23 protein-coding genes are annotated in these 23,659 nt (G+C 38.3%); 18 read left to right on the top strand and 5 right to left on the bottom strand.

The features are described from left to right. The first annotated feature begins 216 nt into the window (after positions 1 to 216). The 3 genes from B1NLA3E_RS15065 to B1NLA3E_RS15055 all read left to right on the top strand — a co-directional run bounded on the left by B1NLA3E_RS15065 (position 217) and on the right by B1NLA3E_RS15055 (position 6,387). Positions 217 to 4,446, top strand: coding sequence for a 2-hydroxyacyl-CoA dehydratase (locus B1NLA3E_RS15065; protein ID WP_015594692.1), 4,230 nt, complete (start codon positions 217 to 219; stop codon positions 4,444 to 4,446). A gap of 357 nt (positions 4,447 to 4,803) precedes the next feature. Further along, complete coding sequence (locus tag B1NLA3E_RS15060; RefSeq protein WP_144061491.1) at positions 4,804 to 5,391, top strand: putative ABC transporter permease; 588 nt, start codon at positions 4,804 to 4,806, stop codon at positions 5,389 to 5,391. A gap of 105 nt (positions 5,392 to 5,496) precedes the next feature. Next, complete coding sequence (locus tag B1NLA3E_RS15055) at positions 5,497 to 6,387, top strand: 5'-3' exonuclease (protein WP_015594690.1); 891 nt, start codon at positions 5,497 to 5,499, stop codon at positions 6,385 to 6,387. A gap of 506 nt (positions 6,388 to 6,893) precedes the next feature. Here B1NLA3E_RS15055 and sspL read toward each other — a convergent pair. Further along, positions 6,894 to 7,028, bottom strand: coding sequence for a small, acid-soluble spore protein L (gene sspL, locus B1NLA3E_RS15050; RefSeq protein ID WP_041580583.1), 135 nt, complete (start codon positions 7,026 to 7,028; stop codon positions 6,894 to 6,896). 101 nt (positions 7,029 to 7,129) lie between these two features. Between sspL and B1NLA3E_RS15045 the strand changes: the two genes are divergently transcribed. Together B1NLA3E_RS15045 and B1NLA3E_RS15040 are read left to right on the top strand one after the other, a co-directional pair. Beyond that, the gene (locus B1NLA3E_RS15045; RefSeq protein WP_015594688.1) at positions 7,130 to 7,591 is read left to right on the top strand and encodes a divergent PAP2 family protein; all 462 of its coding nucleotides are present in this window, start codon (positions 7,130 to 7,132) and stop codon (positions 7,589 to 7,591) included. Positions 7,592 to 7,656: 65 nt separating this feature from the next. Next, the gene (locus tag B1NLA3E_RS15040; RefSeq protein WP_015594687.1) at positions 7,657 to 7,926 is read left to right on the top strand and encodes a DUF6123 family protein; all 270 of its coding nucleotides are present in this window, start codon (positions 7,657 to 7,659) and stop codon (positions 7,924 to 7,926) included. Between the two features lie 64 nt (positions 7,927 to 7,990). Here the strand turns inward: B1NLA3E_RS15040 and B1NLA3E_RS15035 are convergent, their stop codons facing one another. Both B1NLA3E_RS15035 and B1NLA3E_RS15030 read right to left on the bottom strand, forming a co-directional pair. Continuing rightward, positions 7,991 to 8,914, bottom strand: a complete 924-nt coding sequence (locus B1NLA3E_RS15035; protein ID WP_015594686.1) for a DMT family transporter — start codon at positions 8,912 to 8,914, stop codon at positions 7,991 to 7,993. A 25-nt stretch (positions 8,915 to 8,939) separates the two neighbouring features. Next, on the bottom strand, positions 8,940 to 9,326 hold the full coding sequence (locus B1NLA3E_RS15030; protein WP_015594685.1) for a reverse transcriptase-like protein: 387 nt from the start codon (positions 9,324 to 9,326) through the stop codon (positions 8,940 to 8,942). 122 nt (positions 9,327 to 9,448) lie between these two features. Between B1NLA3E_RS15030 and B1NLA3E_RS15025 the strand changes: the two genes are divergently transcribed. Both B1NLA3E_RS15025 and B1NLA3E_RS24125 read left to right on the top strand, forming a co-directional pair. Then, complete coding sequence (locus tag B1NLA3E_RS15025; RefSeq protein WP_015594684.1) at positions 9,449 to 10,105, top strand: reverse transcriptase-like protein; 657 nt, start codon at positions 9,449 to 9,451, stop codon at positions 10,103 to 10,105. A 24-nt stretch (positions 10,106 to 10,129) separates the two neighbouring features. After that, a complete protein-coding gene (locus B1NLA3E_RS24125) occupies positions 10,130 to 10,309 on the top strand; it encodes a zinc-finger domain-containing protein (RefSeq protein ID WP_083935112.1) in 180 nt (59 codons plus the stop codon). A gap of 49 nt (positions 10,310 to 10,358) precedes the next feature. Here the strand turns inward: B1NLA3E_RS24125 and cspD are convergent, their stop codons facing one another. Next, the gene (cspD, locus tag B1NLA3E_RS15020; RefSeq protein ID WP_015594682.1) at positions 10,359 to 10,559 is read right to left on the bottom strand and encodes a cold-shock protein CspD; all 201 of its coding nucleotides are present in this window, start codon (positions 10,557 to 10,559) and stop codon (positions 10,359 to 10,361) included. A 344-nt stretch (positions 10,560 to 10,903) separates the two neighbouring features. On the opposite strand from cspD, the gene B1NLA3E_RS15015 reads away from it, so the two are divergent. The 7 genes from B1NLA3E_RS15015 to B1NLA3E_RS14985 all read left to right on the top strand — a co-directional run bounded on the left by B1NLA3E_RS15015 (position 10,904) and on the right by B1NLA3E_RS14985 (position 17,547). Next, positions 10,904 to 11,215 carry a hypothetical protein gene (locus B1NLA3E_RS15015; protein ID WP_015594681.1) on the top strand — a complete coding sequence of 104 codons (312 nt, stop codon included), beginning with the start codon at positions 10,904 to 10,906 and terminating at the stop codon, positions 11,213 to 11,215. Positions 11,216 to 11,388: 173 nt separating this feature from the next. Beyond that, positions 11,389 to 11,592, top strand: a complete 204-nt coding sequence (locus tag B1NLA3E_RS15010) for a FeoA family protein (protein WP_442852667.1) — start codon at positions 11,389 to 11,391, stop codon at positions 11,590 to 11,592. Next, a complete protein-coding gene (locus B1NLA3E_RS15005) occupies positions 11,582 to 12,301 on the top strand; it encodes a FeoB small GTPase domain-containing protein (RefSeq protein ID WP_015594679.1) in 720 nt (239 codons plus the stop codon). Before B1NLA3E_RS15010 ends, B1NLA3E_RS15005 begins: the two co-directional genes overlap by 11 nt. Next, entirely contained in the window at positions 12,279 to 13,682 is a 1,404-nt protein-coding gene (locus tag B1NLA3E_RS15000; protein ID WP_015594678.1) for a nucleoside recognition domain-containing protein, read from the top strand. The genes B1NLA3E_RS15005 and B1NLA3E_RS15000 overlap by 23 nt, the downstream gene beginning before the upstream one ends. A 184-nt stretch (positions 13,683 to 13,866) precedes the next feature. Further along, positions 13,867 to 16,038 carry a DNA topoisomerase III gene (locus tag B1NLA3E_RS14995; protein WP_015594677.1) on the top strand — a complete coding sequence of 724 codons (2,172 nt, stop codon included), beginning with the start codon at positions 13,867 to 13,869 and terminating at the stop codon, positions 16,036 to 16,038. Between the two features lie 77 nt (positions 16,039 to 16,115). Next, complete coding sequence (gene mntR / locus B1NLA3E_RS14990; RefSeq protein WP_015594676.1) at positions 16,116 to 16,541, top strand: transcriptional regulator MntR; 426 nt, start codon at positions 16,116 to 16,118, stop codon at positions 16,539 to 16,541. A gap of 316 nt (positions 16,542 to 16,857) precedes the next feature. After that, a complete protein-coding gene (locus B1NLA3E_RS14985) occupies positions 16,858 to 17,547 on the top strand; it encodes a class I SAM-dependent methyltransferase (protein WP_015594675.1) in 690 nt (229 codons plus the stop codon). A gap of 56 nt (positions 17,548 to 17,603) precedes the next feature. Here B1NLA3E_RS14985 and metA read toward each other — a convergent pair whose 3' ends face one another. Then, positions 17,604 to 18,512, bottom strand: a complete 909-nt coding sequence (metA, locus tag B1NLA3E_RS14980; protein WP_015594674.1) for a homoserine O-acetyltransferase MetA — start codon at positions 18,510 to 18,512, stop codon at positions 17,604 to 17,606. A 173-nt stretch (positions 18,513 to 18,685) separates the two neighbouring features. Between metA and B1NLA3E_RS14975 the strand changes: the two genes are divergently transcribed. From B1NLA3E_RS14975 to B1NLA3E_RS14960, 4 genes are all read left to right on the top strand, one after another. Beyond that, a complete protein-coding gene (locus tag B1NLA3E_RS14975) occupies positions 18,686 to 20,374 on the top strand; it encodes a formate--tetrahydrofolate ligase (protein ID WP_041580582.1) in 1,689 nt (562 codons plus the stop codon). Positions 20,375 to 20,392: 18 nt separating this feature from the next. Continuing rightward, on the top strand, positions 20,393 to 20,923 hold the full coding sequence (locus tag B1NLA3E_RS14970) for a hypothetical protein (RefSeq protein WP_015594672.1): 531 nt from the start codon (positions 20,393 to 20,395) through the stop codon (positions 20,921 to 20,923). 170 nt (positions 20,924 to 21,093) lie between these two features. Next, a complete protein-coding gene (locus B1NLA3E_RS14965) occupies positions 21,094 to 21,744 on the top strand; it encodes an HD domain-containing protein (RefSeq protein ID WP_187292109.1) in 651 nt (216 codons plus the stop codon). Next, on the top strand, positions 21,741 to 23,624 hold the full coding sequence (locus tag B1NLA3E_RS14960; RefSeq protein WP_015594670.1) for an ABC-F family ATP-binding cassette domain-containing protein: 1,884 nt from the start codon (positions 21,741 to 21,743) through the stop codon (positions 23,622 to 23,624). The genes B1NLA3E_RS14965 and B1NLA3E_RS14960 overlap by 4 nt, the downstream gene beginning before the upstream one ends. Positions 23,625 to 23,659: the final 35 nt, after the last annotated feature.

The raw sequence follows: 23,659 nt of genomic DNA, 5'->3' as shown, positions 1-23,659 counted from the left end.
TGAAAAGACAAAAAAGGCTTGGTTTTCGGACCAAGTCTTTTTGTCTTTTATTAAATACTCCAAATCGAATCAACATTTTAATACAATCATTGAGCAAAGGTTACCTAAAATTTAGGAAAATTGTCACTTACATCAAGGGTTTCCCCTGATATAGTTTATAAATATAACTCCTAAAAAATCATTAGAAAAATCATAACAAAAGGGGGATTGATTAGGGTGGAACTTCAAGTTGGCCTTGATATCGGTTCAACAACCGCAAAGTTAGTCGTGTTAAATGAAAAAAATGAAATTATCCTTAAATCGTATCAACGGCATTTTTCCGATATTAAAAATACAACCTTAAAGCTATTACATCTTGTCCAGAATCAATTTCCAAATGCGAGACTAAAAATGAATGCAAGTGGTTCCTCAGGTTTAGGGCTGTGTGAACAATTGGGAATTCCTTTTATACAGGAGGTAGTCGCATGCACTGAGGCTGTCAAATCAACAGAGCCTAATATTGATGTGATTATTGAACTTGGAGGTGAAGATGCCAAACTTATTTTTTTAACAAACGGACTGGAGCAACGAATGAATGCCGCTTGTGCTGGTGGCACTGGTGCGTTTATCGATCAAATAGCTACATTGCTAAACACAGATGCGGAAGGATTGAATCGGCTCGCTGTTTCGGCTGATAAAATTTATCCAATCGCTTCAAGATGTGGCGTGTTTGCTAAAACGGACATTCAACCACTCTTGAATGAAGGGGCAAGGCGAGAGGATATCGCTGCTTCTGTGTTTCAGGCTGTCGTTAATCAGACGATTGGAGGTCTGGCCTGTGGTAGACCTATTCGTGGGAATGTGGCTTTTCTTGGAGGGCCATTAACGTTTTTGACGGAATTGAGATATCGCTTTATAGAAACACTTAAGTTAAAAGATGAGCATGTACTACATAGCGAAGATGGTCATTATTATGTTGCCATCGGCGCAGCACTAGAAAGCGAAAAAAATGATTCTATCGATATTAGAAGGCTTATTGAGCTATTATCCGAATTGAATCCAGAAAAAGATTCATCATCTGCTAACCGAATTGACTCACTTTTTAAAGATGAAAGTGATTATCAAGCTTTTCGCAATCGACATAATCGAGCAAAGGTAAAAACAGAATCATTGTCTACATACGTTGGGATAGCCTTTTTAGGAATTGATGCCGGATCAACGACGACCAAAATGGTTTTGACTAGCGAAAATGATGAAGTGTTGTTTAGTTTCTATGAGAAAAATAAAGGGAATCCCGTTGAAACAGTTAGGGAGGGATTAACTAGACTTTATGATTTGATTCCCGACCACGTACACATCGTCCGATCTACTGTGACAGGATATGGAGAAAAATTAATCCAAGCTGCCTTCCAGATTGATGAGGGTGAAATTGAGACCGTTGCACATTATACTGCCGCGAAAAAATTTCAGCCAGATGTCGATTTTATTATCGATATTGGCGGTCAGGATATGAAGTGCATCAAAATTAAGGATGGTGTGATCGATCAAATTATTTTAAATGAAGCATGTTCCGCTGGGTGTGGTTCATTTTTGGAAAGCTTTGCTGAAAACTTAGGACGGAGTGTCCAAGAGTTTTCCAAACTTGCTTTAACGGCAAGTAATCCTGTTGATCTCGGCTCCCGTTGCACTGTTTTTATGAATTCGAAAGTCAAGCAAGTTCAAAAAGAGGGAGCAAGCATAGCGGATATTTCCGCGGGCTTATCCTATTCAATTGTCACGAATGCATTATATAAGGTTATTAAACTAAAAACAGTGGAAGAATTAGGCCACAGAGTTGTTGTTCAGGGCGGAACGTTTTTAAATGATGCTGTGTTAAGATCCTTCGAAAAATTGACTGAAAAAGACGTAGTCCGCCCCGATTTAGCTGGTTTAATGGGAGCCTATGGATGTGCGCTCCTGGCAAGGAAAAGGTGGACAAAAAATTCTCAATCTGCACTTTTATCTAGAGACAAGCTCACAGAGTTTCAGGTTACATCAACCAATCGACGGTGCGGAATTTGTGAAAACCGCTGCCCAATTACCATAAATCGTTTTGCTGACAAACGGACATTCATAACTGGAAATCGATGTGAGCGAGGGGAAGGAAAACCAAAATTCAAAAGTCCATTGCCAAATTTGATGGAAGAAAAGCTAGAAAAATTATTTAATCGAAAGGGTTTGACGGGTCCAGCTGCATTTCGGGGAACAATCGGGATTCCACGCGTATTAAATCTATTTGAGAACTACCCATTTTGGCACCAGTTTTTTACTGAACTAGGCTTCGAAGTTGTCTTATCGGATCCATCAAACAAGGGAATATTTGAAAAAGGAATTGAAACGATTCCATCTGAATCTGTTTGTTATCCAGCAAAACTTACCCACGGACATATGATGAATTTAATCGAGAATGGCATCAAGAATATTTTTTATCCAGCCATTGTCTTTGAAAAAAGAGAAAATAAATCACTGCAGAACCATTTTAACTGCCCAATTGTTGCTTCATATCCTGAAGTGATTCGTGTTAATATGGAAAGAATTTTTGAAGAACAACAAGTCCGACTTTTTCATCCATTTTTAACACTTGATGATACAACCGCTTTGACAAAAGAATTGATGGTTTGCTTTTCAGATATTCCAAAGCAGGAAATCAAGCAGGCGCTAAAAAAAGCCAAACAAGAAGAGGCTTCCTTTACGGGATGGCTTCGTCGCCGTGGTGAAGAGGTCATCAAGCAATTGAAAAAGGGAAATCACAAAGGCATTGTGGTTGCAGGTCACCCATACCATATTGATCCGGCAATCAACCACGGGTTACCAGAGGAAATCAATCGCCTCGGTATGGCTGTTCTAACTGAGGATTCAATATGCCACCTTGCAAAAGAACAACCGCGATTGGATGTTGTTAATCAATGGACCTTCCATTCAAGGCTTTATCAAGCGGCAGACGTTGTAAAAGCTCATTCTCAGCTTGAATTGCTTCAACTTACTTCTTTTGGCTGCGGTTTGGATGCGATAACGACAGATGCTGTTTCAGAGATATTATCAGCAGATCATCAGTTATACACATGGATTAAAATGGATGAGATCAGCAATTTGGGAGCAGCAAGGATTCGGCTACGTTCTTTACAGGCAGCCATTTTAGAAAGAGATAAACAAACGGAACCACGAAAAAAGAATCTGCTTCAAAAGCGGGGAGAACCTATTTTTACTAAAGAAGCTAAATCGGGGTATACAATCCTTTCCCCACAGATGATTCCGACCCATTTTGAATTGTTTGAGAAGGCTTTTCAGCTTCATGGTTACAATTTTAAAGTTCTTAAAGAGGTTTATGATCATGAAGTGGAGGAAGGTTTGCGCTATGTAAATAATGACGCCTGCTATCCTGCAGTCGTATCAATCGGTCAATTAATAGCCGCATTAAAAAGTGGTGACTATGATTTGAACCGGACGGCAGTCATCATGTCTCAGACAGGTGGGGGGTGCCGGGCGACCAATTATTTAGCTTTGCTGAAAAAAGCCTTGAAAAATGCTGGCATTTCGCACGTTCCAGTTCTCTCATTGAATTCTGGTGGTTTGGCGGGAGAAACCCAGCCTGGGTTTAAAATAAGCCTGTCGTTAGCGAAGAAATTAGTCATTTCCGCCTGTCTTGGGGATTTGTTGATGAGATTAAAGCTTGCAGTTAGACCGTATGAAAAAATCAAAGGCAGCACCGAGTTTTTATATGATCAATGGCTAGGTCGTTGTCAGGGAATGTTGGTAGATTTTTCAATGAAAAAGTACCAAAGGATCATCAAATCGATGATTGCTGATTTTAAAAATCTCCCCGTCTTTGATGTAAAAAAACCACGTGTTGGAGTTGTAGGCGAAATTCTTGTAAAATTCCATCCGTTTGCTAACAACCAGCTGATTGAACAAATTGAGTTGGAGGGCGGAGAGGCTGTCTTACCCGATTTCATCGACTTCTTTTTGTACTGTCTCCACGATAGTAGTTTTAATGCAGCCCATTTTGGAAAATCCAAGATTGATGCTGTGATTGATAAAATGGCCACACAATTTATCGAATACTACCGGAAGCCGATTCGTGAAGCTTTATTTGAAAGTGGACGATTCGATGCACCATTGGAATTCAGCAGGCTTGCTGACAAATCTGCTCGTTTTTTAAGCTTGGGTAATCAAATGGGTGAGGGGTGGCTCCTTCCAGGAGAGATGGCGGAACTGATGGAGATCGGGGTCGAGAATGTTGTGTGTGTTCAGCCGTTCGGTTGTTTACCTAATCATATTGTGGGTAGGGGGATGTTTAACGCGATTAAAAAAGACTATCCGAACGCAAATCTGATTTCAATCGATTATGATTCAAGCATTAGTAAGGTTAATCAGATTAATCGAATAAAGCTGATGATTAATATTGCAAAGAATAAGGTACTTGTATAAATTTTCTTAATGAAAGACTGTGTTAAAGCTCAATGTTGATTTTTTGCACAATGTTGATTGGAGTGGAAGGCGCGAAGACTCCTGCGGGAGCAGCGGGACAGGTGAGACCCCACAGGCGCTTAAGCGCCGAGGAGGCTCACCGCCCGCCCCGCGGAAAGCGAAGCGCCTGAGCGGAAATCAACATTCTATTTTAGCAGAGCCTAATGAAAAAAGACTAATGATTCTAAGTGAACAAGCCAGATCCTCTATTTGCGTAGTGGATTTGGCTTTTTGCAATTAATACCTTTTTGCATATTAGGCGGATGTCAAGCTAACCCTAAAATTGGAATTCACATTCTTGAAAGGGGTTTAGCCGACATGTTTGATCTATTGAATGGAATAGAGTATCAGAATCCTTTGGTGCTTAATTTTGAAGGGATTATGGCAGCCTTATTTTATTTTGCAATCTATTCTTTCTTTGGATGGATACTTGAAAATTGCTATAGTTTGATCGTGATTCGGAAGTTTTTTAAACCGAATTTTTTATGGGGACCTTTTAAACCAATGTATGGTTTTGCCCCTGTGCTTCTTGTTTTTCTGATAACGGAAAACACAAATTGGGCGATGATTTTATTTTTATGCTTTTTCATTCCTACCATGGTGGAGTATGTGAGTGGAGCAATGTTACAGAAATTTTTCCACCGAAAATGGTGGGATTATTCTAACATCCCTTTGCACATACACGGTCATATATGCCTGCCATTTTCCGTTTGTTGGATATTTTTATCCTTTGTTTGTTTGAAGTGGATTCATCCTTCAATAGTCCTGCTTTATAAGCTAATGGAGCCATTTTGGACTTGGATTTGGCCAGGTATTTATATATATTTTATGGCTGAATTAATGATTGCCATCCGCAAACACTCCTTATCCATTGTTCCAGAGAGTGAACCTTCAAATCCAAATTAATAGACTCATTATCGAATTCTATACATGTCCAAAACATTTCCAATCAAGTGAACTAGTCAAACGTGCTATAATTAGGATTGCTATTCATTGATTGGAGGTACATCAATGCAAACTAATAAACCAAATTTAATGCTGGTAGACGGAATGGCCTTATTATTTAGAGCCTACTTTGCTACTGCGGTTACTGGACAATTCATGATTAATTCCAAAGGAATTCCAACGAATGCAGTTAATGGATTTGTTAAGCATTTTTTAACAGCTATTTCAAACTTTAAACCAACTCATGTGGCAGTATGCTGGGACATGGGCAGTAAAACCTTTCGTTCTGAAATGTATGATGGGTATAAAGCTAACCGTTCAGAAGCACCCGTTGAAATGCTCCCACAATTCGATCTCGTAAAAGAAGTGGTTTCTTCCTTTGATATTCCAAACATCGGAATGGGTGGATTTGAAGCAGATGATTGCATCGGTACTATTGCTCAGAATGCAAGTGTAGAGGCGCATGTTCATATTTTAACTGGAGACCAGGATATTCTTCAGCTTATAGATGACAATATTCATGTTATTTTAATGAAAAAAGGATATGGTAATTATTTGGTTCATACGAGAGATTCTTTTTTTGAAGAAAAAGGAATCTCACCAAAACAAATGATAGATTTAAAGGCGTTAATGGGAGATCCAAGTGATAATTACCCTGGTGTAAAAGGAATCGGGGAGAAAACAGCACTTAAACTCCTTACTCAATTCCAAGATGTAGAAGGGATTGTGGCAAATTTAGATCAGCTTTCTAAATCGCATAAAACGAAAATTGAACAGGATCTTGACATGCTTTATTTAAGCAGACGCCTTGCAGAAATAAAATGTGATGTACCTGTAACCTACAGCATGGACGAAGCTTTGTTTAAATTTGATTACGACAAAGTCGTTTCAAAATTTGACGAGGTAGAAATGCGTGGACTTCATCGTTTCTTAGATTTCGGTAAACAGTACGCGTAAATGAAGAAATGCAACACACCTTATCCAAACTGGCTAAATGTGTTGCATTTTTTTTACGTTTTGGCAGGCTGCAATAAAGAGAGCTTGTTCACTTTTATTCTTCAATCCCCGTAACCGGCAGTATCGAAACCTATGTAGCTCTTTTGATATCACCACATATTTTTATTATTTTGTTTGAGTGGAAGGTCTGTATTGGAACCGCCCTGTTGATTGGAGTGGAAGGCGCGAAGACTCCTGTGGGAGCAGCGGGACAGGTGAGACCCCGCAGGAGCCTTAGCGACGAGGAGGCTCACCGCCCGCCCCGCGGAAAGCGAAGCGCCTGGAACGGAAATCAACAGACCTATTGAACAGCCTATTTATTTATAATAATTTGTTGTATTACAACAAATTAACGCAGTTAATTACTAAAGTTTTTAGGTAAAACAATAGACTGTCGAGAGTTTCTCGACAGTCTGACTGCTGTCAATTCGGCAGTTTTTTTGAATGTATTTTTTTGATAAACTAAGCTACTTTTTATTTGTTTTTTTCGCTGCGTTTTCGAGCTTACTTTTTGGCTCTTCAGAAAATTCAGCGTCCTGACCATAGCCTTGGGGATTTACCCCTGGAGCTTTAGTACCACGGTTTTTATGTCTACTCAACATTTTCACCACCATCAGTTTTTAATGAGCATTTCCATATTTAATGTACCCGTCTAGAATAAATTCACTCATGTTACTTCACAATAAGTATGAGGTGAACATAAATGAATAAAGGTGTATCAATTGCCCTCATTAGCATTGGACTGGCTCAGGCGGTGAAGATTCCGCTTCACTTTATGAAATCGGGTGAATGGAAGCCTGAAATGTTTTTTAGCACAGGTGGAATGCCAAGTTCTCATTCTGCAGGTGTAACGTCATTAACAACCTATATTGCCTTAAAACGTGGATTTCCAACAATTGATTTTGCATTATCGCTCGTTTATGGGCTAATCGTTATGTATGATGCGCAAGGAGTTCGGAGGCAGGCTGGTGAACTGACCCTTAGAGTAAATGACCTAGATGAACTAGTTGATAAAATTCAAAAGGATGAAAGCGTAAAGTTTGAGGAAAAACCGCCCAAAAAACTAAAAGAGGTACTTGGCCATAAGCCAGAAGAAGTGATTGGTGGAGCAATATTTGGTGTTTTAACAGGAGCAGCGGGATATTATCTTGGGAAAAAACGATAGAAAAACGTCGAAATTTGCGATAAGATAAAAAAGATGATAGTCGTTTGGAGAGGAATGGTAAGTCAGTGCAGACAATTGAAGAATACTTACACTTCTTGCAGGGGAAGGGCTTTCAATTTCAAGAAGATGCAATAGGCTTTATTTATTTTGGAAAACATTATACAAGTGCCACCGATGAACAGGTGATTTCAGCCATCGAGTTAACTCTTAAAGCACAAAAACAATTTGAGGGGAGCTTTTATGTCTCATTGCTCGAAATGTTAACAGCTAATCAAGTTCAAACTCGAAAAGATGCCATTCAATTTGTTAAAAAGAATGAATTATTAGCGATATAAAAATGAGGCTAACCCATATTATTAAACGGGTCAGCCTTTTTTATCATTATGAATTAGTTAATACTTATGCAGCAGATTTTTTCTTTAGTTTGTTTAAAGAAAAGATTTTTCCAAATTGTATTTCGGATAGGATCATTCCGAAAAAAATGAGCAAACAGCCGAATACGGCACTGCTGGAAAGCCGTTCTCCACCCCAAAAGTATGCCGTTATCGCCGCAAATACTGGTTCCATGGAGAATATTAATGCGACTCTTGTAGAGGTAGTATACTTTTGAAAGGTTGTTTGTGCAAAAAAAGCCAAAGCTGTGGCAAAAATTGATGTGATGAGTAAGGCAGAAATGACATCACTATTGAATAAAATATGGGGTTCCAAAGCTTTGTGCCAATCTTCAAATATAAAGGCAGATATACTAGATAAAACAGCGACTGTTGTTATTTGTATAACCGTTAATAATAGGGATGGATGGAAACTGCTATACTTTCCAGTCACAATAATTTGGAGGGCGAAGCTAACTGCACAAATAAACACTAAGCCATCACCGATGTTTAAAGGGGTAGAGTTGGTCATGGTTAAAAAATATAATCCTCCAGTAGCAACTAAAACCCCAATAACTGCATTTAAGCCTGGAAGTTGTTTTAGTAAAAAAATAGATAAGAGTGGTACTAATACAACACTTAACCCAGTAATAAATCCTGCATTTGAAGAGGTTGTATACATTAAGCCCATTGTTTGAGTTGCATAACCGACAAACAGCCAGAACCCCATTAAGGAACCAGCTAGGAATAATTTACTATTAAAGAATTTCAACTGCTCGCGTTTAAAAAGCAATAACCATCCTCCTAGTAAGACGGCTGCAATCGAAAAACGAATTCCATTAAAAGAAAATGGTTTTAGAAAAGAGATAGCATTTTGAACTAATACAAATGTCGCTCCCCATACGAGCGCGACAAGCATTAAACTGATATCAGCAAATAGGGATTTTTTCATGTAAACACCTCAATATATAAGTAATTTAATTTTTTCGAATGGCAGCCCTTGCTAATTCATCTGCTTGTTTATTCTGGCGGGAAGGAATCCATTTCATAAAAAATAATTCAAACTCTCTTGTTAATTCCAATGCCGTTTCAAGTAAAGGAGCGTGCTGTTTATTTTTCGCAAATTCTTTTTCGACAGACCGATTAACTAGCTCTGAATCAGTTCGGAAAGAAACAATTTGATAACCCTTTTCTATACAAATTTTAAGTCCTTCAATAAATGCGCGATATTCTGCTTCGTGATTGGACATGATTCCTAGTGGAATTGAATATTTCTCAAGTACTCCATTGCCTTTAATAAAGATCCCTGCACCGCTAGGACCGGGATTTCCAGCGCTTGCTCCATCAATATAAACTTCAATCAAGGTAATATTCCTCCATTTAAGCGTAAACTAAAAGTAAGTGTATCACAATCTGAAGTAAAATAAGAAAGATTAACAGTAAAAACAAAGAAATCGTTGACTATGAAAAAGAAAGGCTGAATATCATGAAATATAAAATGGAATGGAAATATAAAGTAAAAGGAATGGAACCTGTGCTATTCGAGTCTGGTTTAGTAACGGGAGAGGTTGCTCTTAAAATTGCTGAAGACCTAGAAAAGACGGGAAAAGCGGCGGATTTTACTTTTTATGATGAGATGGGTGCAGATTGGAATCTTAAACAATTGAAAAAACTACTCACTGAAATTGAGGAAGAGGCTAACGAAATTACGGTCTATTTTGATGGAGGTTTTCAAAAGGAAACAAATCAGGCTGGGTTGGGTGTTGTTATCTATTTTCAACAAGGTAAGAAGAAATATCGAATTAGAGCGAATGAAAAGTTTGACGAAATGGAAACTAATAATGAAGCAGAATATGCGGCCTTTTACTTTGCATTAAATCTTCTTGAAGAAATGGGCGTTCACCATTTACCATGTGAGTTTAGAGGGGATTCACAAGTTGTTTTAAAGCAGCTTGATGGTGAATGGCCTTGCTTTGAAGAGGAACTAAATCGCTGGCTTGATCGAATCGAAAAAAAAATGAAATCCTTGGCTATTAAGCCAAAATACTTCCCAATCCCAAGAAATGAAAACAAAGAAGCAGATAAGCTAGCAACACAAGCTTTAGAAGGAAAAATGGTTCAAAGTAAAATGCAAATTTTATAGGCAGAAATGAAAGGCGGGAATTCTTTGACTCGAAAAGAGTTATTAGAAGAGGTTGAACAGCTAATGAATCATTATTGTAATGGTTGCTTCCTAAATCAACATTTCAAAAAGGAAAAAGGTAGACGAGGTGCTCACCGATTTTGTATCTCGGAATGCACTGTAGGAGAAAAGCTAAGAAGCTATGGAAACAGGCTAAAAAAATAACAGGCTGGCAAAATGCCAGCCTGCTGTAATCTATTTATGAGAGCGGAAATTATAATTTTACAACATTTGCTGCTTGTGGTCCACGGTTACCTTCGACGATTTCAAAAGAAACCTCTTGACCTTCTTCTAACGCTTTATAACCTTCACCTTGGATAGCAGAAAAATGTACGAATACATCGTCTCCACCTTCAATTTCAATAAAACCAAATCCTTTTTCGTTATTGAACCATTTTACCTTACCGTTTTGCATAATTCCATTTCCTCCTAAGGCTTTAAAGACACCCCTGTGTCAAAGTAATATATTTTCATGTAACAGAAAATATTTTAGGATATATTTTAACAAAACCGGAAATATATTCTGCTAAATGATGATTTAAATATACAGGAACAAAGCGTATCAGTCAAGGGATGAAACCGCTTTAACAAAGGGAATAAGTTAATATTCGCAAAATTCCATAAACTCGTAAATGCCCAATTATCTTTATTTGTTCTAACCAAAAAAACAGCCACTTTTACGGTTGTTTTTTCATAATCAGATGCTTTTCTCATATGTATAAGTATAAAAGAAATTTTGATCTAAACTGGGGTGAGTAAATGTTCCGAATAACGATTGAAGCCGAGGAATGGATTTTTCGCTTTTCTCCCCATCTTTCGGTTGAAAAGGAAGAACGTGAGGCAATCGTTGATTCATTACTAAAACTTGGCGGCAAACTTACAAGATTCCCCCATGGAGACTCATTTATCATCATGAATGAAAAAATAGGAATGATTGTTTGTAGGGTTGAGAAAATTCCCTCACTGATCCTTATTATTTCAACAGTAGTTCCTAAGGAAAACTGGTTTGTACAAAAGGAACATTCAATACGAAGAGTTGATCCAGGTCAACAAATAATATTATTTAACTAAAATCGGCAGATTGCCGATTTTTTTATTTATTAAGGAGAAAATTGTTAACGATTTGAGAATATATATCATAATATAATTCAAAAGTTGCGTAAGGTAAAAAATATAGACCGGGGGAAATAAAAGTGGATATAGGGAACAAGCTAACTTTATTTGAGGGATGCAAGGGGGATCTAATAAAAATTGATCATCTAACCATTCAGGGTGTCATGCGGAGAAGATTATTGGACTTAGGGTTTGTTCCTGGCTCAGTGGTGGAAGTACAAAGAAAAAGTCCACTGGGTGATCCCACTGCATTTAGAGTAAGTAATACGACAATTGCCTTAAGGAAGGAAGAAAGTCAAAAAATTCACGGGGAGTTGGTTCAACATGCAGAGTAACTACCATATTGCTCTTGCTGGAAATCCTAATACAGGAAAAAGCTCATTGTTTAATTTGCTCACCGGTTTAAAACAGCATACAGGGAATTGGGCTGGGAAAACAGTCGATATGAAAGAAGGAATCTTTTTTCATAAAAATATTCAATACAGCTTAATAGACTTACCTGGGACCTATTCATTATTTTCTAATTCAATGGATGAAGAGGTCGCACGGAATTATCTAGTGTTTGAGAAACCAGATATTACCCTTGTTGTAGTAGATGCAACAGCAATCGAGCGAAATTTAAATCTTGTATTACAGGTTTTAGAAATAACAGATAAGGTGATTATTTGCATTAATATAATCGATGAAGCAGAAAAACGGGGAATTAACATTAATGAGCAGCTGCTTATGCGAAGATTAGGTGTCCCTGTAATAAAAGTTTCTGCACGAAATAAACTTGGGATTGCTAAGCTTCTTGATACCATCGATAGATTGGTTTCGGGAGCGATTACGTGTAATCCGCCTATATTGAGATACGACGAAGAGACTGAACAGAAAATTTCAAAATTGGAACAGGAAATAATAGAAGTTTTTGCTGAAGAGGTACCGGCTAGATGGATTGCACTTCGACTTCTTGATGGTGATGTAAAGCTGATGGTAGAGGTCAAAAACCGTTTGGTTGCGGAGAGGGGGAGAATAAGAAATGAATCTTCAAAGTATGGATGATTTGGAGGAAAGGCTATCAAAGTTAATTCACCAGGCAGATATCCTTTCTACCTATAATATGAGAGACAAAATGGTTGAGCGGATTTATAAAAGGAGTAAACAACTGACAAACGAGATTGTATCCTATAATGGCAGTAAAAGCGATAATCGAACTGAGAGGTTAGACTCCATTTTTACATCTTCCATTTGGGGTTTTCCAATCATGTTAACCATGTTAGGGGTACTATTTTATTTGACGATTGCTGGTGCAAATATACCTTCCGCACTCTTAGCCCAGTTTTTTGGATGGGTTGAGGGCTTTATTACCCATTTTTTTATGGCAATCGGGACCCCAGAATGGGTTCATGGCCTTCTCGTTTTGGGATTATATCGCGGAACTACTTGGGTAATCAGTGTCATGCTCCCTCCAATGGCGATTTTTTTTCCAGCATTTGCACTGCTTGAAAATTACGGTTATCTTCCCCGTGTTGCCTTCAATATGGATCGATTATTCAAATCAGTTGGAGCGCATGGAAAGCAATCATTAACAATGGCGATGGGCTTTGGATGCAATGCGGCTGCAGTCATGTCAACACGAATAATCGAATCACCACGAGAACGAATGTTAGCAATTTTAACGAATAACTTTGTTCCATGTAATGGACGGTGGGGGACGTTAATAGTCTTGTCTTCTTTATTTATGGCAACCGGTTTTACTGGAGGGATGAAATCGCTCGTTACGACATCAGTGATTGTAGGAATTGTTATGTTTGGCATCATTATCACCTTCGTTGTCTCTTGGGCTTTGTCCAAAACAGCATTAAAAGGAGTGCCAACCCACTATACATTGGAACTCCCTCCGTATAGGAAACCTAAATTTTTTGATACAGTAGTTAGATCCTCTCTAAATCGTTCGCTTTCAGTTTTAATCCGTGCTGTAAAAGTGGCGGCTCCAGCTGGGCTATTAACATGGATATTAGCCAATGTTGATGTGAGTGGCCAAAGCTTACTATTATACATTGTTCACTTTTTGGATCCTTTTGGGCAATCCTTGGGACTCGATGGATTTATCTTAATGGCCTTTTTGATAGGATTACCAGCCAACGAAATTGTTTTGCCAATTCTGTTAATGGGGTACTTATCTACTGGGGCACTAATTGAAGTGGATGAAATAAAAGATTTAAAATTAGTATTCCTGGAGCATGGCTGGACTTGGCTTACTGCATTAAATACAATGCTATTTTCGTTGCTCCATTTTCCATGCGGAACTACTTTGGTCAATATTTATAAAGAAACCAAAAGTAAAAAATGGACGTTCATGTCCTTCTTAATCCCAACTGTGATTGCCATCTTGATTACTTTTGTGATCGCCCAAACGGTAAGGCTACTTGGTTGGGTGTAGGGTCTAAAACATAATGTGCATTAAAAGTTCTATTATTTAAAAAATCCCCAAAATGATGACCAAATGCACCTAATTGGGGATTTTTTCAACCTTTATCAGTTTATTCATAATTAAATTTCTTTTGCTTGTATAAGAATTTATCCTTACAATAAAATTATCAATCTAAAAAATGAGGAGTACCAGGATGAAACTCATAATCGCCGAAAAGCCTGATCAAGGACTGACATTGGCTTCTGTTTTTAAAATGAAAAAGCAGCAGGGTTTCGTTGAAATATTGCCTAATGATATTTTCCCCAATGGAGCATTTGTCACCTGGGCGGTTGGACATGTGTGCCAGCTTATTTCACCAGAGAAATATGATAGTGGTTGGAAAAAATGGTCCTTAAACACTTTGCCGATGATTCCAAGTCAGTTTCAGTATGAAGTGACAAGGGACAAGGCAAAGCAATTTGCGATTATTAAGAGGCTGATTACGGATCCTAGAATCACTGGGATCATTCACGCAGGAGATGCCGGGCGCGAGGGAGAACTGATCGTTCGTAATATCCTTCGGCTTACAAAATGCAAAAAACCGATGCAAAGACTTTGGATTTCTTCGTTAACACCAAAATCAATTAAGGAAGGATTTCAATCACTTCTCGCCGAGTCTGATACCCGTAATCTATACTTTGAAGCCTATACAAGGGCATGTGCCGATTGGGTTGTGGGCATGAATGCATCGAGATTATATAGTTTACTTTTACAAAAACGAGGGTTTTCCGATGTGTTTTCAGTTGGAAGAGTTCAAACACCTACCCTTGCTTTAATTGTAAAAAGAGAACATGAAATTGAAAATTTTGTTTCTGAGCCTTTTTGGGAAGTCCAGGCTCATTTTAAAATAGCGGAGAAAAAATATACTGGTAAATGGGAAAAGGATGGAGAAACAAGGATAAAGACGAAAGAGATGGCCGAGAAAATTGCCGCTTTTTGCCAGCAGAAACCGGCTGAAATTGCTGAAGTAAAAGCTGAGAAAAAAGAATACATGCCCCCGCTGTTATACAATTTATCCGCTCTTCAAGCAGATGCTAACCGTAAATTCAAATTTCCTCCCAAAAAAACGTTGGATGTCCTGCAAAAGTTGTACCAAAAGGGTATTGTCTCATATCCCCGAAGTGATTCCAGACATGTGACAAAAGGCGAGGCAGAGACGTTTCCGGAAACCTTGAAAAAAATCGCCGGGTTATCAGAGTATCAAAGTTTATTTCCACTGCCTTTTGAGTCCATTGTTTCGAATAAACGTTATGTAAATGACAAAAAGGTAACGGATCACTATGCTCTAATCCCAACAGAGCAAGTTCCGAATATTGGAAAGCTATCTCCCGATGAAAAGCTGCTATACGATATGATTGTCAGAAGCCTGATTGCTGCTCACTATGGGAAATCAGTAAGCGAGTATACCACTGTTACAACCCTTGTGGATGGTCGGGCTGAGTTTGTTTCAAAAGGGAAGGTCGAGCTTGAAGAAGGTTGGCGTAAAGTACTACCACAGAAGGAAAAAGATGGTGAGCCAGAGCTACCACATTTATTGTTAGGTGAACAAGGGCAAGTGAAAAAAGTGGATGTAAAGGAAAGTTCCACTCAACCACCTAAGCGCTATACTGAAGGTCAGTTGATTACTTTAATGAAAACGGCTGGAAAACATATCGAGGATAAAGAATTAGAAAAGGTATTGATGAAAACAGAGGGTTTAGGGACAGAAGCTACACGTGCTGGTATTATCACGATGCTAAAGGATCGAAATTATATAGATGTGAAAAAAAACCTTGTCTATGCTAATGCTAAGGCGAAGATACTTATTGCGGCGATTGGCACGCAAATCCTTGCTTCTCCAGAAATGACTGCAAAATGGGAACAACGGCTTAAAGAAATTTCCCAAGGGACAGCATCACCAAAACAGTTTATGGAACAAACCAACAAGATGGTAGCACATTTGATTAGTGCAACAGCAAATGAAGCAACGGAATGGCAGTTTTCAGAGGGTGACCAAGAAGGTTTTGTTCCTCGACAAGCGACCCAAAAGAAGCTAGTCAAGCTTGGCCCCTGCAAAAGATGTGATGGATTTATCGTGGATAAAGGGACATTTTATGGTTGTTCTAATTACAGCAAAACAAAATGCAATTTTACTATTTCTAAAAAAATGCTAGGAAAATCAATTACACAGCAAAATATTAAAAAGCTACTTAAAGATGGAATCACAGATGTAATTGAAGAGTTTTCTGGGAAAGATAACACATTTAACGCCAAGCTTTCCTGGGATGAAAAAGAGCAAAAGTTGAAATTTATTTTAGAAGGGCAATTGGTGAACCAAGGGGAGTAATTCATTCAAATTGCCTTGTCAGTCTTTGCCACTTATAGTAAACTTTTCATTGATTAGTAATTATGGGAGGGTATCGGATGCCGACACCAAGTATGGAAGATTATATTGAACAAATCTATAAACTCATCGAAGAGAAAGGCTACGCACGTGTTTCTGATATCGCGGAAGCGCTTTCTGTCCACCCCTCATCAGTAACAAAAATGGTACAGAAGCTTGATAAAGATGACTATTTAGTGTATGAAAAATATAGAGGTTTAGTATTGACCAATAAAGGGAAAAAGACCGGGAAACGCCTTTTATATCGTCATGTGTTGCTTGAGCAATTTTTAAGAAGCATTGGCGTTAAAGAAGAAAATATTTATCATGATGTTGAAGGAATTGAACATCATCTTAGTTGGGATGCAATTGAACGGATCGGTGATTTAGTACAATTTTTTGAAGAAGACGAAAAACGTTCCGAAGATCTGCAAACAATCCAAAAACAAACCGAGTCTGAACATTAATATAAAAACTAACCGGTTCAGAAAAACGCTCAGAGAATTTTATTCTCCGAGCGTTATTTTTTATTATTCAACAAAAGCCTTTGTTAGTCGAACTTTCGAGGTGAAATAAATGCTCGATTTTCAGGATCAAGATTTCCCCAACATGATTGCGATGGACTCCAACTTTTTCACCTGCCATTAATCTCACTCCTATCTAAGTTGAGTGTTTTTCGTCTAGAAAAAATATAAACAAACAGGAAAAAATCTTAGATGTATCGAAATATTAATAGAATAGTTAAAAAATTCACACAAATACATATGTAGAAATGAGGGTAATATGGTAGATTTTGATTGGACCGAAGAAGCGGAAAAACAATGGAATGAAAGGGCTAGTTCTTGGAATTCTAAAAGTAAAGAAATGTGGGAGACTGGAAGCCGAAAAGACGTTATCTCGTTTTTTAAAAGTCATGTTTCTGATGGGAAAAGTGTATGCGATTTAGGTTGTGGTGATGGTTATGGATCGTTTAAGCTGGCTAGTTCAGGTTATCATGTAACTGGAATGGATGTTTCTCACGAAATGATTGAAAGAGCAAAAAGCTTGGAGAAAGCCTCTTCATTGCAATTTGTTAAAGGGGATATAGCAATTTTGGCAGTCCCTGACAGCCACTTTGATGCGATTATTGCTATAAATTCACTTGAATGGACGGAAAATCCGTTATCAGTTTTATTAGAAACGAAAAGAATTGTAAAAAAAGAAGGATATGCTTGTTTTGGAATTTTAGGGCCAACAGCGATGCCTCGAGTAAACAGCTATCAAAGACTATACGGGGAACAGGTAATTTGTAATACGATGATGCCGTGGGAATTTGAAAAATTAGCAAGTGAAAATGGCTTTTCAAAAGTTGCTGAATATGGTGTTTATAAACGCGGTGCTGATCAACTTCAACTTGGATCCCTATCTACTGATTTGAAACAAGCCCTTTCATTTATATGGGTGTTTATGTTTCAACTTAATAATAAACATTGATTAAAAACAAATAATGACCGGAAGGAGTTCCTCCGGTCATTTTGTATATCTTAATCTCAATCCCACTCATAGGGTGTTTCTTGATAAACATAGTAATTTAGCCAATTTGAGAAAAATAGATGGGCATGTGATCGCCAAAGGTTTGCTGGTTGATTTTCTGGATTATCATTTGGATAGTAATTTTCAGGGAGGTGAATGTCTAACCCTTTTTTCGTATCCCGTTCGTATTCTTCAGCAAGTGTGTCAACATCATATTCTAAATGCCCGGTAACCATGATTTGTTTTCCGTTTAAGGAAGAAACTATAAATGCTCCGGCTTCATCTGAGGCAGCTAATAGTTTAAGATCACTACATGCATTAATGGCTTGCATCGATACATCGGTGTACCGAGAATGTGGGGCAAGAAAAATATCATCGAAGCCTCTTAATAGTTTGACGGTTTTGTCATATAATTTGTGATAGAACAGGCCGTAACATTTCCTAGGAAGCTCAAATTTATCGATTCCATAATGGTAGTACAGGGCAGCCTGTGCCCCCCAACAAATATGGAGTGTAGACGTCACATTAGTCTTCGTCCAATCCATTATTTCGGTTAGCTCGTTCCAGTAATCGACCTCTTCAAAGGTAAACAGTTCTACAGGGGCTCCTGTAATAATCATTCCATCATATTTTCGATGTTTTACCTCTGAAAAAGTTGAATAAAACTGTTCAAGATGATATTTGCTAGTGTTTTTTGATACATGAGTAGCAGTTTGTAGAAAAGTAACATTCACCTGTAAAGATGTATTCCCTAGCAAACGAAGTAATTGTGCTTCTGTTCGTTCTTTTTCCGGCATTAAATTTAAGATTAATATATTGAGTGGGCGAATATCTTGTTGCATAGCCCTTTCATCTTCCATAACAAATATATTTTCTGATTCGAGAATTTCTCTGGCAGGAAGTAGCTTTGGTATTCTGATTGGCAAATTATCAACTCCCAGTATGAATTTTCAGGTTATTTCTATTATATAGACAATGATCAGTTCTTTTCAATCATTTCATGTTAAAAGTAAAGATGTAAAATTTTTATCAATTAGATTGCTTCAATTAATGGTAAAATAATATTGCAAACCTGATAACTACCATGGGGGAATTTAGAATGACAACACATATGAGGATTAAATCAGATATTGAAATTGCCCAGACTTCACAAATGAAACCAATAGTTGAAATTGCTGCAAACCTTGGTCTTGGTGAGGATGATATTGAACTCTTTGGGAAATATAAAGCGAAACTCTCAAACCAAGCATTGAAAAAAGTACATACGAATAAAAATGGAAAAGTGATCCTAGTCACCTCTATTAATCCCACACCTGCGGGTGAAGGGAAATCAACTGTTACTGTCGGTCTTGGTGATGCGCTTCATGCCCTTGGAGAAAAAGTAATCATTGCCATGCGCGAGCCTTCTCTTGGCCCAACAATGGGAATGAAAGGCGGCGCAACTGGGGGCGGAAATGCTCAAGTTCTTCCAATGGAAGATATTAATCTTCATTTTACAGGGGATATTCATGCGATTACATCCGCAAATAATGCGCTTGCAGCTCTTATCGATAATCACCTGCAACAAGGAAATGAATTGAAAATTGATCAGCGACGGATCGTTTGGAAACGTGCTTTAGACTTAAATGATCGTGCGCTCAGACATGTTTTAATTGGACTTGGCGGACCATTACAAGGTGTTCCCCGTGAGGATGGTTTCGATATAACGGTTGCTTCTGAGATTATGGCTGTTTTATGTTTAGCAACTGATATTCATGATTTAAAGAAGCGTCTATCGAAAATGGTAGTGGCTTACAATGTTCAAAAGCAACCAGTAACTGTGGGTGATTTAGGCGTTGCTGGCGTTTTAGCGCTTTTATTAAAAGAAGCCATAAAGCCAAACCTAGTTCAAACAATTGAACATACACCAGCTCTCATTCATGGTGGACCATTTGCGAATATTGCCCATGGCTGTAATAGTATTATTGCGACCACTGCTGCAGCAAAACTTGCAGATTATGTCATAACTGAAGCGGGCTTTGGAGCGGATCTCGGTGCTGAAAAGTTTTTACATATTAAAACAAGAAGTGCGGGTTTTGAACCGGAGGCAGTAGTGATTGTAGCTACCATTCGTGCCTTGAAAATGCATGGAGGGTTACAAAAATCCGAACTTAACGACGAGAACGTTGAGGCATTAATTGCAGGTTTAGCAAACTTAAAGAAGCATGTTGAAACCATAACCAGTTTTGGGTTACCCTTTGTCGTAGCCATTAACCGGTTTGTCAGTGATTCTGATGCGGAAATTAATACATTGTTATCCTATTGTGATGGACAAAACTACCCGGTTGCTCTAACTGAAGTTTGGGAAAAAGGGGGAGAGGGCGGTATTGAACTTGCCCAAACTCTGTTAAAAGTTTTGGATAAAAATGAATCAAGTTTTCAGCCATTATATCTTTTATCTGATCCAATCAATGTTAAAATAAGGACCATTGTTCAAAAGGTATATGGAGGTAAAGATGTCGAGTTTTCTACAAAAGCCCAAAACCAAATGAAGGAATTTGAGTCATATGGATGGGGGGATTTGCCGATTTGTATGGCGAAAACGCAATACTCACTATCGGATGACCCCAAAAAACTTGGTCGACCAACGGACTTTATTATTCAGGTCCGCGAATTGAAGCCGTCAATTGGAGCAGGCTTCATCGTTGCGCTGACAGGTGACGTGATGACGATGCCCGGTCTGCCAAAAAAACCAGCTGCATTAAACATGGACATTGATGATAATGGAAATGCGGTAGGTTTGTTCTAAGATAGGGGGAATTTGGTAATGTTTGATCCGACTGCTTTCGAAAATCTTAAGATTGTAATCGAAGGCGCTGTCTATGACCGAGACTTTAGCGGAGAAATTCTCGTAACAGACCGCAATGATATCATAAATTTAGCAAAACTCGAAAGAAGATTTGAAATCTCTTTTGTTGATAAAGTTAATCGAGGTAAAAAAATTACGGCAATCTGGGTTTTAGAAGCTAAACTTGAAAATCTTGCAGCTGAACTTCTCCCGGCCACATTATCAGAAAAAACTGCAGGCTGCCATGTTGCAGTGAAATTTGAGCTGGAACATCCGAATGAATTTTCTATTTTCAAAGATATCAAAAAGGCCTTATTTGAAATATGGGGAGATAGCCGCAACATTGATCAGCTCATCCAAATGGTGCCTTTTGAAAACCAAACAAAAATAAAAAACGTTGTCACGATTAAGTTCAATCGCCTTATTTACGAAGATCAGATTGATGACCTAACCACTATGGTAGATTTTATGATAAAGTCGCTCAGGGATTTGAGTAAAATAATTAAGTAATGTTGAATTTTTTTCACCCTTAAACATATGAAATTAGTCAAGCCATGCAAATGCTGAGATGGTTTGACGATATTGACAACCGGTGCTCATTTTGGGCACTTTTTTTTTCAAATTTTCTTCTCTTACCGCTCTTCGTGATAAAATAGACTTCGGAATGAAAGAAGGTGTTGGTGATAGAAAAAGATGTCATACTAATAACTGAGGAATTTGTAAAAAAATCCCTTGGACAAGATTGTACTGGTCACGACTGGTATCATATTGAACGTGTGCGAAAGAACGCTTTATATATTTGTGAGCAAGAAAAAGCCGGTGACCCATTTGTGATTGAGATGGCGGCACTACTCCATGATATTCCAGATGGTAAACTCAATGAAAGCGAAGCAGCTGGATTTGAGATATTAGCTAGTTTTTTTGATGGTCTATCTTTAAGTAAGATTGTGAGAGAGCGTATAAATGAAATTATTACTTCGATTTCTTATAAGGGTGGACGAAAGGTAGAATTAACTTCAGTTGAGGCGAAAATAGTTCAGGATGCTGATCGCCTTGATGCGCTTGGAGCGATTGGAATTGCTAGAACATTTGCTTATGGTGGGCACAAGGGACAAGCCATTTATGATCCAATGATAACCGTTAGGTCCGAAATGACAATCAACGAGTATCGCAACGGAAGGTCTTCCTCCATCCACCACTTTTATGAAAAATTACTAAAACTAAGAGATCTGCTCCATACAAATACGGCAAAAAAAATCGCAGAGAGACGACATCGCTTTATGGAAATGTATCTGCAAGAATTTTATAGTGAATGGGATGGTCAAGCATGAAAATGATTTCGATAGAAAATGTTTCAAAAACATATGGGGAAAAGCAGTTATTTCAAGACCTTTCCTTTACCATTTCCGAAAAAGATCGGGTTGGGTTAATTGGCGTAAACGGAACAGGAAAGTCTTCTCTGTTGAAAATAGTCGCCGGGATTGATTTGCCTGATAGTGGAGAAATGATTAAGCCAAAAGACTATCAGATTTCCTATTTATCGCAGCAACCAGAATTAACTGGTGAGTTAACTGTGTTAGAGCAAGTGTTTGAGGGAGATGCCCCAATTCTTAAGCAGTTGCGAGAGTATGAACAAGCCTTACTTGATCTTAATGAGAATCCAGAGGACTCGGATGTACAACATAGGCTTTTTGAATTACAGAAGCGAATGGATGCCGAAAATGGCTGGGATGCTAGTGCGAATGCGAAAGCCATCTTAACAAAGCTTGGAATAGAAGACTTTCAGAAAAAAATTGTGGAGTGCTCAGGTGGTCAAAAGAAGCGGGTTGCCCTCGCCCAGGTACTAATACAGGCACCTGATTTGTTAATTCTAGATGAACCTACCAACCATTTAGATTATGAGTCTGTAAAATGGTTGGAAGATTATTTAAGTCGCTACCAAGGTGCGCTATTACTTGTCACACATGATCGTTATTTCTTAGACCGGGTAACCAATCGGATTTTTGAGTTAGATAAAGGGAATTTGTACAGCTATAAAGGCAATTATGCCGCATTTCTCGAGGCAAAGGCAGTACGAGAAGAAAATGATGCAGCTACCTTGGAGAAACAACGAAACCTTTATCGTCGTGAACTAGAATGGATCAGACGAGGGGCTAAGGCTAGAAGTACAAAACAAAAAGCACGAATCCAGCGGTTTGATAAGTTAGATGATGAACTTGCTGCCGTTAAAAGCACAGATAAACTAGACTTATCTTTAAATGGCAGTCGCCTTGGAAAGCAAGTATTTGAGTTAATATCGGCTTCCAAACAATATGGGAACCTTCGGATTCTAAAGGATTTTGATTTACTTATCAAACCGGGCGATCGGATCGGAATTATTGGTCGCAATGGAACCGGAAAATCAACGGTGCTCAATATATTGACTGGAAGGATCCCGTTAGATTCCGGTGAGGTAACGGTCGGGCAAACAGTTAAACTAGCATATTACACGCAAGAAAATGAAGATATGGACGAAAACAAACGAATGATTGAATATGTGAAGGAAACCGCCGAAGTTATTCATACATCTGATGGGAAAATGATTTCCGCCGCACAGATGCTTGAAAGATTCTTGTTCCCATTAAATTCGCACGGAACACTGATTCGAAAACTTTCAGGTGGGGAAAAACGCCGTCTATATTTACTGAAGCTGTTACTAACAGCGCCAAATGTGCTTTTACTTGATGAGCCTACAAACGATTTGGACACGCAAACATTGACGGTTTTAGAGGATTATTTAGAAGAATTCCCAGGCGTGGTCATAACCGTTTCCCATGACCGCTACTTTCTGGATAAAGTGGTTGACCAGCTTTTAATATTAAAAGGGGCAGGGGAAACGGATTCATATTATGGCAGCTACACAGAGTATTTGGAGAAACAATCAACAAAGCAACCAGAAAAAGTAGGATCCATACAGGCAAAAGAGCCTCAACAGGAAAAACAGAAAAAGAAAAAAATGACCTATATGGAGAAAAAAGAATGGGCAGAGATTGATGACAATATTGTCAGCGTTGAATCCCGGATTGAAGAAATTGGTGCAGAGATTGTTAAAACTGGCAGTGATTTTGAAAAAGCTCAGAAGTTGATGGATGAGGAAGCGAGCTTAAATATACAGCTTGAGCAGCTGATTGAGAGATGGAGCTATTTATCAGAGTTAGCTGAAAATGAGTGATACAAATGTCTGTTATGAAAAGAGCCCGATATCTG

The organism is Bacillus sp. 1NLA3E, assembly GCF_000242895.2.
Lineage (GTDB): Bacteria > Bacillota > Bacilli > Bacillales > Cytobacillaceae > Bacillus_BU.
Note: the sequence above shows the minus strand (reverse complement) of the source record. Positions and strands in the feature narration are given on the sequence as shown.